The sequence below is a fragment of the Pseudoalteromonas sp. SG45-2 genome (genome assembly GCF_014164115.1).
GTDB lineage: Bacteria > Pseudomonadota > Gammaproteobacteria > Enterobacterales > Alteromonadaceae > Pseudoalteromonas > Pseudoalteromonas distincta.
Genome location: NZ_JACJEO010000002.1, coordinates 60836 through 74352, shown reverse-complemented (window position 1 = coordinate 74352; position 13517 = coordinate 60836). Strand labels below are relative to the sequence as shown.

General features: G+C 39.0%; 13 protein-coding genes. 6 read left to right on the top strand and 7 right to left on the bottom strand.

The features are described 5' to 3' along the window. The first annotated feature begins 299 nt into the window (after positions 1–299). The 5 genes from H5116_RS01550 to yegD all read left to right on the top strand — a co-directional run bounded on the left by H5116_RS01550 (position 300) and on the right by yegD (position 6004). Complete coding sequence (locus H5116_RS01550; protein WP_024595666.1) at positions 300–2564, top strand: TonB-dependent receptor; 2265 nt, start codon at positions 300–302, stop codon at positions 2562–2564. A 105-nt stretch (positions 2565–2669) separates the two neighbouring features. Then, on the top strand, positions 2670–2969 hold the full coding sequence (locus H5116_RS01545; RefSeq protein ID WP_002958185.1) for a hypothetical protein: 300 nt from the start codon (positions 2670–2672) through the stop codon (positions 2967–2969). A 75-nt stretch (positions 2970–3044) separates the two neighbouring features. After that, positions 3045–3701 (top strand): HAD family phosphatase, encoded by a 657-nt coding sequence (locus H5116_RS01540; protein ID WP_024595667.1) that lies wholly within the window; start codon positions 3045–3047, stop codon positions 3699–3701. A gap of 33 nt (positions 3702–3734) precedes the next feature. Continuing rightward, positions 3735–4577, top strand: coding sequence for a DNA ligase (locus tag H5116_RS01535; RefSeq protein WP_182715399.1), 843 nt, complete (start codon positions 3735–3737; stop codon positions 4575–4577). A gap of 62 nt (positions 4578–4639) precedes the next feature. Beyond that, a complete protein-coding gene (gene yegD / locus H5116_RS01530) occupies positions 4640–6004 on the top strand; it encodes a molecular chaperone (RefSeq protein ID WP_024595669.1) in 1365 nt (454 codons plus the stop codon). A 19-nt stretch (positions 6005–6023) separates the two neighbouring features. Here yegD and H5116_RS01525 read toward each other — a convergent pair whose 3' ends face one another. From H5116_RS01525 to H5116_RS01515, 3 genes are all read right to left on the bottom strand, one after another. Further along, complete coding sequence (locus tag H5116_RS01525) at positions 6024–6488, bottom strand: methylglyoxal synthase (RefSeq protein WP_002958191.1); 465 nt, start codon at positions 6486–6488, stop codon at positions 6024–6026. A 66-nt stretch (positions 6489–6554) separates the two neighbouring features. After that, the gene (locus H5116_RS01520) at positions 6555–7199 is read right to left on the bottom strand and encodes a LysE family translocator (protein WP_182695997.1); all 645 of its coding nucleotides are present in this window, start codon (positions 7197–7199) and stop codon (positions 6555–6557) included. Beyond that, entirely contained in the window at positions 7196–8395 is a 1200-nt protein-coding gene (locus H5116_RS01515) for a multidrug effflux MFS transporter (protein ID WP_024598245.1), read from the bottom strand. Before H5116_RS01515 ends, H5116_RS01520 begins: the two co-directional genes overlap by 4 nt. 183 nt (positions 8396–8578) lie before the next feature. Here H5116_RS01515 and H5116_RS01510 point away from each other — a divergent pair, with 183 nt between their 5' ends. Continuing rightward, a complete protein-coding gene (locus H5116_RS01510; RefSeq protein ID WP_024595671.1) occupies positions 8579–9052 on the top strand; it encodes a hotdog fold domain-containing protein in 474 nt (157 codons plus the stop codon). 21 nt (positions 9053–9073) lie between these two features. Here H5116_RS01510 and H5116_RS01505 read toward each other — a convergent pair whose 3' ends face one another. From H5116_RS01505 to hppD, 4 genes are all read right to left on the bottom strand, one after another. Continuing rightward, entirely contained in the window at positions 9074–9556 is a 483-nt protein-coding gene (locus tag H5116_RS01505) for a polymer-forming cytoskeletal protein (RefSeq protein WP_002958196.1), read from the bottom strand. Continuing rightward, positions 9546–10709 (bottom strand): M23 family metallopeptidase, encoded by a 1164-nt coding sequence (locus tag H5116_RS01500; protein WP_039487126.1) that lies wholly within the window; start codon positions 10707–10709, stop codon positions 9546–9548. Before H5116_RS01500 ends, H5116_RS01505 begins: the two co-directional genes overlap by 11 nt. 143 nt (positions 10710–10852) lie before the next feature. Beyond that, a complete protein-coding gene (gene fahA / locus H5116_RS01495) occupies positions 10853–12166 on the bottom strand; it encodes a fumarylacetoacetase (RefSeq protein ID WP_182715398.1) in 1314 nt (437 codons plus the stop codon). A gap of 136 nt (positions 12167–12302) precedes the next feature. Continuing rightward, complete coding sequence (hppD, locus tag H5116_RS01490; protein ID WP_182715397.1) at positions 12303–13349, bottom strand: 4-hydroxyphenylpyruvate dioxygenase; 1047 nt, start codon at positions 13347–13349, stop codon at positions 12303–12305. Between the last annotated feature and the right edge of the window lie 168 nt (positions 13350–13517).

Here is a 13517-nt window from a genome sequence, read left to right as displayed (position 1 = left end):
AAAGGACATATGTCCTCGTTATTAGGTTTTTGCATCTAAATATTGATAAAAACACGTAATCTTGTAGTTAAATGTTGCAAAAAAGTTTCCATTTATGTTCATATTTATGCAGTAAAATTATTACACAATGGTATAATCTTAATCGTTCGTTCAGCCTTGTTACTCCGTTTTGTACTCTCGGTGATGAGGTCCGCGCGCCATATAGCAAGTCGCGAAAAATTGTACGAGCCCGCAATGAATACATTGCGCAACACAAAAAACCGTTGAACAAGAGTGCATACTAAAGGTTAATACCCGACATGAAATCATTAAAGAAATCTGCAATAGCGACAATTATTAACGCTGCACTACTATCTGCTGCTGGCACATCTATTTCAGCATTCGCCGCTGAAGAAGAAACGGCTAAAAAAAGCAATCAACTAGAAGTTATTCAAGTTACCGCCCGTAAACGCGTAGAAAATGCACAAGAAGTACCTGTAGCAGTATCTGCATTACAAGGTGATAACCTTGATGCATATAGCTCTGCAGGTATGGATATTCGCTTTTTAAATGCGAAAATTCCAAGTTTATCTATTGAGTCTTCATTTGGTCGTTCATTCCCACGCTTTTACGTTCGTGGTTTAGGTAATACCGATTTCGATTTGAATGCATCACAACCAGTATCACTTGTTGTTGATGAAGTAGTTCAAGAAAATGCAATTTTAAAAGGTTTCCCAGTATTTGATGTTGAACGCGTAGAAGTATTACGTGGTCCTCAAGGAACGCTATTTGGCCGTAACACGCCAGCTGGCCTTGTTAAGTTTGATACTGTTAAACCAAGCCAAGAATTTGATGGATATGGCTCTGTTTCATACGGTAGCCGTGGTGCTGTAGATACAAGTGGTGCTGTAGGTGGTGCTTTAACTGACCGTTTATCTGCTCGTGTTTCATTATTATGGCAAGACAAAGACGATTACATTGATAACCAAGCTCCAGGCTTTGAAGCTAAAGATGAGCAAGGTGGTTACACTGAAAAAGCGGCACGCGTTCAGTTTTTATATGAAGGCGATGATTTTACTGCTTTATTAAACTATCACACACGTGACTTAGATGGCTCACCAATTGCCTTTCGTGCAAATGTAATTAAAGCGGGTACTAATGAGCTAGTAGATAACTACGAAAATGATGTTGTTTATCAAGATGCGGCATCTCGCTCTACTCAACAAGTAGAATCGGAAGGTGCAAGCTTAAAGCTTGAGTGGGAACTTAAAAACCACACAATCACTTCTATTTCTGCATGGGAAAGTGCTGAAATTTATTCTCGCGCTGACATCGACGGCGGTTATGGTGCTTCTTATATTCCAGATTTCATGGGACCCGGTTTTATCCCTTTCTCTTCAGAAAGTGCTGATGGCATTCCAGATCACGACCAGTTGACGCAAGAGCTACGTTTATCTAGTAACTTTGATGGTGACTTAAATTATCAAGTAGGTGTATTTTACTTTGATGAAGAGCTAACGATTGAAAACTTCAGCTACGATACATTCTCAACACCTAATGCTGGTGCTTTAAATGGTTATGTTCGCCAACAACAAGACACAACTGCATGGGCTGTATTTGGTTCTGTAGATTATACTTTTTCAGATGATTTAAAAGTAACAGCGGGCCTTCGTTATTCTGATGATGATAAAGATTTTGTAGCTGATCGTACACTTAGCCCAATTGGTGGCGGTGCATTACTTGTAGAGCGTGATGTTAGTGACGACCATGTTAGCTGGGATTTATCTGCAAACTATAAAGTAAACGATGATGTTAACTGGTACGGCCGTGTAGCAAACAGCTTCCGCGCACCTAGTTTACAAGGTCGTATTTTATTTGGTGATGACGTTACAACAGCTGAGTCAGAAACGGTAACATCGTACGAGACAGGTATTAAATCAGACGTGCTAGACGGCCAAGGCCGTGTAAATGCAACTGTATTTTACTACACGATGGACGACCAACAGCTTACTGCTGTAGGCGGTGGTGCTAACTTTAACCGTTTAGTTAATGCTGATAAAACGACTGGCTATGGTTTTGAGTTAGATACGCAGTGGGTATTAAGCGATGAGTTTAATGCAACGTTTAACTTAAGCTACAATAAAACAGAAATTAAAGATAACGATTTAGCTGTCGCTGTTTGTGCTCAATGTACTGTAACTGACCCAATTAATGGTTCTGGTCTTGCTGTACTTGATGGTAATAGCTTACCGCATGCTCCTGAGTGGATCTCTAACTTTACGCTTCGCTACACTAAAGAACTTGCCGATGGTAACTTCTTCGCAAGCGGTGATATTTCTTATCGTAGTAAAATCAATATGTTCCTTTACGAATCAGTAGAGTTTGAAGGTAAAGAGCTTATTGAAACAGGTCTTCGTACAGGTTACACATGGTCTGAAGGCGATTACGAATACGAAGTTGCTGCGTTTGTTCGTAACTTATTTGACGAGCAACAAGTTATTGGCGCTGTAGATTTCAATAACAATACAGGTATTGTTAACGAAGAGCGTTATGTTGGTGCTGAATTTAAAGTTAACTTCTTCTAGAGATAACCTTAAATTATATTAATTTTTAAAAGCCTGCCTTGTGCAGGCTTTTATGTTTTTATAAAGCTGGTAAAGTAGCGTTAATTAATTTAAAGAGATAAAAAGATGGCTGGATTTTGGAATTACCGTGTAATTTTTTGTGAAGCAACGAAAGACGAAGCAGCGCAATATCAAATACATGAAGTAGAATATAACCTAAATGGTAAAGTAACTAACTGGTCAGAAACTGGCGCAGCTCCTTTTGGAACAACCTTAGATGAGTTGAAAGATGACTCTGAGCGTTTAAAAACTGCATTTGATAAACCAGTACTTAAAGTTGTACGTAAAACGCGTGGCTACGAGCTTGTTGATGTTGAAACGGGTGAGGAAGCAACGGGTGAGCCGCCAGCAGGCTTAACGCAATAACTGTATTTATATAAAAGGTGCTTAAGGCGCCTTTTTTATTGTCAAAATTTAGCACAAGTTAAATAAGGAATGAGGATGACTTTAAAAGCAATATTATTTGATATGGATGGCACATTAGTTGATTCAGAAAGCATGCACTTTGTATGCTGGAGTAAATTACTTAAACCCTACGGTGTTAGTTATTTAGAAAATGATTTTTGTCAGCGCTTTTCGGGACGGCCCACTTTAGAAGCCGCAATTGAAATTAAGCAAGAGCATAACTTATCGGTAAGTGCACAGTTTTTAGCAGATGAAAAATACCGTTTATTTGGTGAATATGTAGTAACACATTTACCGCCACTGATGCCATTTACAGAGCAAACATTGAAAGCTGTAAAAGCGAGTGGCTTAAAAATGGCGCTAGTAACAGGCAGTGCTAAAAGTGAAGCTATGCCAATACTGAAAGGCTTAGGGTTTTATGAGCTGTTTGATACGGTGGTTACAAAAGATGATGTAACTAATCCTAAACCTGCAGGGGATCCGTATTTACTGGCACTTGAGCAGATAAATATACAACCTGGCAATGCAATTGCTGTTGAGGATACTTACACAGGGGTAACAGCTGCTAATAATGCTTTGTTACGTGTTGTAGCCATTGCCAATAGCCATACTAAAGATCACGACTTTAGCCAAGCTACCTATCAAATGAGCAACTTAGATGAGTTTTGGCAATGGGCGCAATCTCAACTATAGTTTAAGCCAACTTTTACGTGCTTGGATGCGCCAATGTTTACTATTAAACACCTGCTTTTAATTGTTATTGTACTTTTTACGCAATGCATAAGTGCAGCACAACCGTCTGTTTTACTGGCTAAAGTATATGACGAAACGAAGCATTATGATGTAAGTAAATATTTAGTCAGTGAAAAATATGATGGCGTAAGAGCTATCTGGACCGGCACGCAGTTTGTCACTCGTAAGGGTAATATTATCAATGCGCCAAGTTGGTTTACAGCGCCATTGCCAAATGTATGGCTTGATGGTGAGCTGTGGACTAAACGTGAGCACTTTTCTGCGCTTAGTGGCATAGTCAGAACTAAAAAACCTAATAATCATGATTGGCAAACTATTACTTATAAAGTATTTGATATGCCAGATAAAAATCTGCCTTTTAGCACTCGCTATAAAAACTATAATGAGCTTATTACTAGCCTAAACTCGCCGCACATTAGTGCTGTAGTTCAATATAGCTTTACAAATAATGAGCAACTTACAGAGTATTTTGACAACATAACTAAGCAGGGCGGCGAGGGAGTAATGCTTCATTTGGCCAGCGCTAAGCACAGCAATGGAAGAAGTAATGCATTACTAAAATTAAAACCTTATTTAGATGCAGAAGCGGTTGTAATTGCGCACTTACCAGGCAAAGGTAAATATCAAGGTATGTTAGGGGCATTAAGGGTAAAAACAGCGCAGGGGCAGGTATTTTCTATTGGTACTGGGTTTAATGATGCACAGCGCTCCATCCCACCGGAGATTGGTAGTACTGTAACGTACCGATTTCATGGCTTAACAAAAAATGGGTTACCGCGTTTTGCCAGTTTTTTACGGGTCAGAGATAGTTTATAACATTTATAAATTTTACAAAGTGTGCTAAATTGCGCGGCCTTTTTGGTAATGTGTGGTGAAGTATGTTTGTAGGTTTTGATTACGGTAGTTCTAATTGTGCTATGGGTGTAATGAGCGAGGGTAATGTTCAATTAGTACCGCTAGAGCAAGGAAAACATTACTTACCGTCTACACTTTACACTCATCACAGCGCGTTGGTTGTTGATTTTGTTGCTAAGCATTTACATGGCACAGCCCATGAGCATGACTTTTTAACGCAGCGCCAAGCATTATTAAATACCTTACCTCGTATTAAGTCAGACCTTGATTTACAACCTTCAGATGAAACCCTATTTATTGGTCGTGAAGCGATTAGCGAGTACGTGCAGTTTCCTGAAGAAGGCTATTTTGTTAAGTCTCCTAAATCATTTTTTGGTGCAACAGGTTTAAAGCAAGGTCAAATTAACTTTTTTGAAGATATCGCAACCGCGATGATCTTAAAAATTAAGCAACGTGCTGAGCTCTCTTTAGGTAAAACACTTACACAAACAGTGATTGGTCGCCCAGTAAACTTTCAAGCTGTGGGTGGTGAGCAATCAAATCAACAAGCGGTCGGTATTTTAGAGCGTGCTGCTAAACGTGCTGGTTTTAAAGACGTAGAGTTTTTATATGAGCCACTTGCTGCGGGTATCGATTACGAGAGTGATTTAACTCAGGATCAAAAAGTACTCGTTATTGATATTGGTGGTGGTACAAGTGACTGCTCATTTGTACAAATGGGCCCAAGCTTTAGAGGAAATAGCCAGCGCGATAGCGATTTTTTATCTCACAGTGGTAAACGTGTTGGCGGAAACGATTTAGATATTGCTTTGAGCTTTCATGGTTTAATGCCGTTATTGGGTTTAGGTAGTACGTTTAAATCGGGTTTGCCTTTGCCTAATCAAGCGTTTTGGCAAGCGTGTAAAATTAACGATGTAAACTTACAAAGCCAATTTTATAGTGAAAGCCATACCCGAGAGCTAAACGCACAATTACGTGATGTAAGTGCACCTGAGCTTTATAAACGTTTAATACATTTACAGCAAAACAAGCAAGGCCATCAGTTAGTGCAACAAGGTGAAGCGGCTAAAATAGCACTTTCGTCTGCTAGTGTGTTTGATTGTGATTTAAGTTTTTTAGATAGTGGGCTGAATAAAAATGTATCTGTAAGAGATTTAGCTGTTGCCGTTGAGAGTAGTATTAGCCAAATAGTTACTTTAGCAAAACAAGCAATCAGCGACGCTGCGACCACGCCAGACATTATTTACTTAACAGGCGGTAGTGCACAGTCACCATTGATTAAAGCGGCTTTAAGTGAGCACTTAGGCGATATAAAGATGGTTAACGGGGATCACTTTGGTAGTGTAACCGCTGGCCTGACTAAATGGGCCAGCATGCTTTATAAATAACCTAGATTACAATTGAGGTTTAAAGATCTATTTGTCGGGTTGCGAGGTATTTTTCGTAATCTGGCAATGTGCGTTCAAGCTCTACGTCCATAAGCGGTGAGCTTAATAACATATCTGCACTCACTTCATTACACGCCACCGGAATATTCCAAACAGCTGCTAAACGCAGCAGCGCTTTAACATCAGGGTCATGAGGCTGTGATGCTAATGGGTCCCAAAAAAATATTAAAACATGTATCTCATGTTCTGCTATTTTAGCGCCAAGTTGTTGATCGCCGCCCATAGGACCACTTAAAAGCTGAACTACATCAAGCCCCGTAGTTTTTTGAATTAAATGCCCCGTAGTACCTGTGCCATATAAAGTGTGCTTACTTAGTATTTCTTTGTGCTTTTCACACCATAATTTTAGTGCTGCTTTTTTACCATCGTGTGCCACTAAAGCAATATTTTTTTGTGCGGGAAGAGATTGTGTTTTTTGTTCCATGCTAATTCTTTTTATTGATGAACCTAAACTCGGAAGAATAAATCTCTTAACCAAAGTGCAGGTTAGTTAAAATAATAGATTGATAGCAAGGGCAATAAATACAATGCCAGTGATCCTATCAATCCAAAGTTGGCTATTTGGGTTACGTCTAAAAAACTGTGCAATTTTGTCGCCAAAATAAATATACGTGCAGTCAATCGGAAAAGCAAAAAGAGGGTAAAGTAAGCCAAAAAAAGCGAGCTGAAAAGTAGCCGATGAAAGCGTTGGATCTACAAATTGTGGAATAAATGCAATAAAGAATAATGCTACTTTAGGGTTTAATACTTCAGTCATCATGGCCTGAAACATGACATTACTTTTTTTACTGGTACTTATATGCGGTTTATCGGTTTGCTTGTCATCAGATGTCGGCTCTGGCTGATTTAGCGTGCCTTTAATCATCATAAACCCTAAATAGCATAAGTATGCTGCGCCTGCGTATTGCACTGCTGCATAGGCACTAGGGGAAGCTTTTAGGACTGCGCTTAGGCCTACAACAGCAAATAGCGTATGAACAACCCCACCTAATGCAAAACCAAAAGCACTTTGCATACCAGCACTTCGACCATTAGCAAATGTTTGCGCCATCAAAAATGCATTTGATGGCCCAGGCGCTACTGCCATTAAAAAGCTGGCTAATAAAAATGAGACTAGAAAGTCAGGATTGATCATTGAGTACTTTTAGCAGGGTGTAAAGTATGTGCTTTTTTACTCATTAAAATAAGCCAAAGCGGAACTAGTAATAACAAGTGAAAAGCAATCAACCATGGTGTGCTTAGCCCTAAATATTGGGTTAAAACAACAAGTATACTTGCGCCACTCATTTGCATAGCACCGAGTAATGCAGAGGCTGTGCCTGCTTGTTTAGGAAAGCTAGACAGAGACATTCCTGCAGCAGAGCCTAAACTTAAAGCAAACCCTAATGCAGCAATTAAGATAGGTAGCATAAGCGCAAATGCTGTTTCTATATGACTCAAGGCTAGCATTAAAATGCCTGAGAAAACCAGTACACTCACACCGACACGCAAAGCACGTTGGCTATTTCGTTTAATGTAGGTAGGTAAAATAAAACTTGCGACAATACTTATTACGGCATTTAACGTAAACCAAAAAGTAAAGTCGGCTACGGTGCCGCCTAAATGTGTAATAAGCCAGCCTGGTGCGAGCGTTACATACACTAATATGGCCGACATTGAGACCATACAAATTAGGCTATTAAACAAAAATACCGGTGTTTTAATAATCGGTGTAAAGCGACGTAAATCTAAAATATGCCCCTGATAATGACTATCAGCAGGACGAGTTTCTCTAAAAAAGAATAGGGTAACAATAAGGCCCAAAATAGCAAACGCGGTTAAAAACATAAAGTTCATACGCCAGCCAAACTGTACGGTAAGCCAAGCCCCTAAAATAGGTGCCATTGCCGGAATAAAGCACACAATCCCGTTAAGGTAGGTAATCATTTGTCCGCTTCGTTCACTGCCATATTTATCACGCACTATCGCAAATGCGACAACAAATGTGGCACACGCTCCAAATCCCTGAAAAGCACGTGCTATTAGTAATATCTCAAAAGAAGGCGAGTAGTATGCGAGTAATGCAGAGCTTGCATATAAACTAATGCCCACTATAGCCACTGGCTTTCGGCCAAATTTATCAGCTAAAGGACCTGCAATTAATTGGCCTAAACCCACTGTTAGCATAAAAATAGCAACGGTTTGCTGTACTTGTTGTTCAGTAACTGCAAATTGTTCTGCAATAGTAGGAAAAGCGGGTAAGTAAATATCGATTGCCATAGGGCAAAATATAACGAGTAACGCTAAGATAAGTAACAAAGTCATATTAGGTTTAGCGGGCTGTGTTTGCATTGAGTCTCCTTTTGTCGAGTATTTTAGGTGGGCACTCATAAAAAAGAAAGGGCTTATGACCCCTGCATAGGTCGTCATTCTTACTTTTTGATTGGATTAAGCTTAAAAGCCAGCATAAATGCACTTTTTAAAACTGGTCTGATGTGTTAATTTTAAAAAAGTAACTGTTGATGGAAAATAATAATGAGTAATAAATCTGCACTTGTACAAACATGGCATAAATTTAAGCGCCTACCTTTTGGGAATTGGCTTTTTACTAAAGCTGTTTGCTTTAAAGCGCCATATTTTGGTTCGATGAAACCTTACGTACTCGATTTGAGAGAGGGCCATTGTAGTGCGGTGGTTAAAAACCGCCGAAGCGTTCATAATCATATTGGAACTATTCATGCTATTGCGCAGTGTAACTTAGCTGAATTGTGTGCAGGTGTAATGGTTGATGCAACAGTGCCAGTTAAAACGCATCGTTGGATCCCAAAAGGGATGACAGTTAGGTATTTGGCTAAAGTAGATACAGATGTACGAGCAGTCGCTGAAATTGATTTACCACATAAGTGGATTGATAAAGAAGACTTAGTAGTACCGGTTAAACTGTATAATACCCGCAATGAGCTTGTTTTCACTGCAGATATTACTATGTACATTACTGAGAAAAATTAATTTACGTAAAGCTAATTTGACTTAGCTTTTATCAGCGGCTTGTTTATTTACAAATGATAAGTCGCTGCCATCTTCTTTCAATAATGCTTTAACTTCTTTTGCGGGTTTTAGTTCTTTCGAAATTAGTTCCGGCTCTTCTTTTTCAAAGCGTTGCTTTAAACTGCCTTCAATTACTGCGCCTGCATCAATACTCAATGTATCGTGAAATACATCGCCATGAACATGAGCGCCACTTTGTACTTTTACTTCACTGGCATTAATTGATCCAATAACTTTACCTTTAACAATAACGCTTTTAGCTTCAACAATACCTTCAACAACTCCCGCTGAGCCAATAACTAAATGCTCCACTTTTATGTCACCATCAATACGGCCATCAAGCTGTACTTCACCTTGGCTAACTAAAGTGCCTGTAAGGCGTACGTCTTCAGAAATAATAGACGGTGTGTGATTCACTCTTTTTAAATTAGAGCTAACTGTTTTTTGTTTTTTTCTACCAAACACGAGAAAGCGCCTTTGTTATTTTTAGAGGATTGACTTGTTTACCATTAAGTAATACTTCGTAGTGTAAATGCGTGCCTGTGCTTCGGCCGGTGCTGCCCATTAAACCGATTACATCATGTTTAGTGATTGATTGACCTTTCTTTACTTTAATTTTATTTAAGTGTCCAAATCGAGTCACTAAGCCATTTTTATGTTCAAGCTCAATAAAGTTACCATAACCACCATTACGACCGGCACGAAGCACTACAGCGTCTGCTGGAGCGAATATTTCGGTTTTATGCCAACCGGCTAAATCAATTCCTTTATGAAAGGCATGATTACTATTCATGGGATCTTTTCTAAGGCCAAAATTACTCGAAATATAGTATTTAGCTTTAGCTAAAGGCAGGGTATTTGGTAGCTCAGTTAAAAAGTTTTCTAAATTATTTAATATTAATAACTTATCAACGATGGCTAAAAAGTGGCTCGGAATTTTTGTTTCGTTAAATATATCAAGTGGCCCACCTTGTGCAGTTGTCTGGGCGCTTAATATTAGGTGTTGCTCAAGCGCAGACTCAATTCCTGCGCCTTTAACCATAGCTAAAATGGCTTGGTGACGTTCACTAATTTGGTTATCTAAATAGGTAAAGCTTTGCTCATAATGATTATTTAAGTTGGCCACTCTTGTTGCGAATGTAATTGGAGCGATTAACTGTGCTTGTTTACCTTTTTGATTTTCATCGACTAATGGTTCATGAAATTCATTGCCATTTTCATTAATAGGTACATCAAGTTCTGTATCAAGCTTAATAACGTCTTTGCTAATTGAAGCAGGAAGGGATTCTATCATGCTTTGCAGTAGCGCCTGCTTTTGCTCAAGAATTGCAAGTTGCTCTAACTGCGTTGCTTGAAGGGCTTGTTGCTCACTGACTTTTTGTTGCCACAGCGTTTGCTCGGTTATTTGATTTTGTTTTATGTCAGAGATTTTATTTGTTTGTGTATAAACACGAAAGCTTGAAATACTCAGCCAAGTAAAAGTGACTAAAATAAGCAACGCTACAAGAAGTTGAAACCAAGAGGCTAAAACAACATGCTTAACTTCGCCATTTTGACGAATAAGTAGCTGACGAGCAGGGAAAAATTTATGATAAAAAGACTTTATAAATACTGACATGGCATATAAACACTGGCTATTAACCGAATTAAGATAGCAATTTGAGTTAAAAAAGCTAGAAAAAAATTGTAACTGTTCAAAAATTAATAAAAAAGGGCTGCTTTTAGTAAGCAGCCCTTTTAATAAATTTTTTAATATGCGTATTATTTTGCCGGTATTACAGTACTCTCTACAGAGCCAAAACCTATACGTGCATAGCCTTCTTTTTCACACCAGCCACGCATAATAACGTTATCGCCATCTTCTAAAAAGCTACGTTGTTCGCCATTACTTAGCGTGATTTTTTCTTTACCGCCACGAGAAAGCTCAAGTAATGAACCTGCTTCTTCGTGCGTTGGACCCGACTGAGTGCCCGAACCTAGCATGTCACCTGGCATAAAGTTACAGCCATTTACTGTGTGATGAGTAACCATTTGTGCCACAGTCCAGTAAGAGTGCTTAAAGCTAGATGTTGATACGCGCGTTGGGTTATGGCCTTCGCTACGCATTTTTTGCGTTTGAATTCTAACATCCATTTGAATATCAAAAGCACCTTGGTCGCGATTCGCTTTTGATTCTAAATAGTCCATTGGCTGTGGATCGTTTTCATCACGTGTCCAGCTTGTTCTGTAAGGCGCTAATGCTTCGGTTGTTACAATCCAAGGCGATACAGTTGAGGCAAAGTTTTTAGCTAAAAATGGACCAAGCGGTTGATATTCCCACGCTTGCAAGTCACGTGCTGACCAATCATTAAATACACAAAAGCCAAATACATGGTTTTCAGCATTTTCGATAGCGATTGCATCGCCCAGTGCATTGCCTTTACCTAAGTAAATACCCAGCTCTAGTTCGTAATCAAGGCGTTTACAAGGACCGAATGATGGCACTTCTGCGTCTGGCGCTTTAGTTTGGCCTTTAGGGCGATGAAATGTTTGACCCGATACGTCAATAGATGAAGAGCGACCATGATAACCAATAGGTACCCATTTATAGTTAGGTAATAATGGGTTATCAGGGCGAAATAAACTACCCACAGCTGTAGCGTGATAAATAGAAGTGTAAAAGTCAGTGTAATCACCGATGCGACAAGGCAAAGAAAACTCTATATCAGACTGTGCAACCAATGTATCGCTAAGCGCTTGTTGGTGCTCAGAGCCTGCTCTTAGTGCTTTTGAAAGCGCTAAACGAAGGGCTGACCAATACTGTTTCCCTAAACCCATAAATGTATTTAAGGTTGCCTCACTTGCTGCATCTGCGGCTGTTTTAGCGTCACCTGTTAAAACGTTTAATTTACTTAGTTTTGCTAAATCGATTACTTGGTCACCAATTGCAACACCACCACGAAAGGCCTCATCAGACCCTTTACGACGAAATTCTGCAAACGGTAAGTTTTGAATCGGGAAGTCGCAATTATCAACATTAGCTGATTCTACCCAGCTGGTTAAATTAATATCGTGGGTTTCGTTAATTAGGCTCATTACATTTCCTTTGGATTTTACTGTATGGCGACAAGGTATAGTTTATTTAATCATACTTGTACTTGGCGCCATACTTTTTAAATATTAAAACGACAAAAAGCAGCGAAGTTCGCTGCTTTTAATTTACTCAAATATTTTATAAAACGCCGCGACGCTCTTGGTCACGTTCGATTGATTCAAATAATGCTTGGAAGTTACCTTCACCAAAGCCACCATCATCAACGCGTTGGATCATTTCTATAAAGATTGGACCAAATAAGTTTTTAGAGAAAATTTGTAATAAATAACAATTTTCACTTTGGCTATCTACGAGTATCTGATGCTCACGAATTTTTTCTTTATCTTCAGCAACCCAAGGTACACGGTCAAAAATAGTATCGTAGTACTCTGGGATAATATCTAAAGTGGCAATTGTTGATTTATCAAGCTTATCAAGAGAGCTTACTAAGTCATCTGTTAAAAACGCTAAATGTTGAACGCCTGGGCCGTTGTACTCACCAAGGTATTCATCAATTTGGTTGTTATCGTTACCTTTACCTTCGTTTATTGGAATAGAGAAGGTGCCGCATGGCGATTTAAGTGCATACGAAATAAGCGCTGTTTTTTGACCTTTAATGTCAAAGTAGCGTACTTCAGTAAAACCAAATACGTCTTTATAAAAGTTAGCCCATTTTTCCATGGTGCCTTTATAAACGTTATTGGTTAAATGATCGATTCGGATAAAGCCTTTATCTTCTACAACATTTTGCGTTTCTAAGTCTTCAAAATCACTTTCGTAAATAGTGCCTTTGTCGCCAAATTGTTCAATAAAGTAAATTAGGCTGTCGCCAATACCATAGATCGCAGGGTAAGGCATATTTTTATGCGTTGAGTCGGTCGCTGGTTTTGCACCACGTTCTACAGCTGTTTTAAATGCTTTTTGCGCATTCTCAACACGCCAACCCATTGAACAAATAGCAGGGCCATGGCTTTTAGCAAATTCTGCAGAAAAACCTTCACGCTCGTTATTCAGTAAAAAGTGAATATCGTTTTGGTTGTAATAAACAATGTCTTTACCTTTGAATTTTTTAAGCTTAGAGAAGCCAAAATCAGTAAATACTTTATCCATATAATCAGCATCAGGTGTTGCGTACTCGGTAAACTCAATACCGACTAAACCCAAATAGTTATTTACTTCACTCATTATTATTACTCCCGCAATTAAGCACTGCGATTATGTGTTGTTGTGTTAATGGCAAGATAATTAACCAGAATTAGATTTAGGGGAAGAGCAGCCGGGTATTTAGTAATTGAGTGGTGTGTAAATTTTATAGGACGCTTGTGTCCAAGTTGTTTTGAGTCAATACAGTAG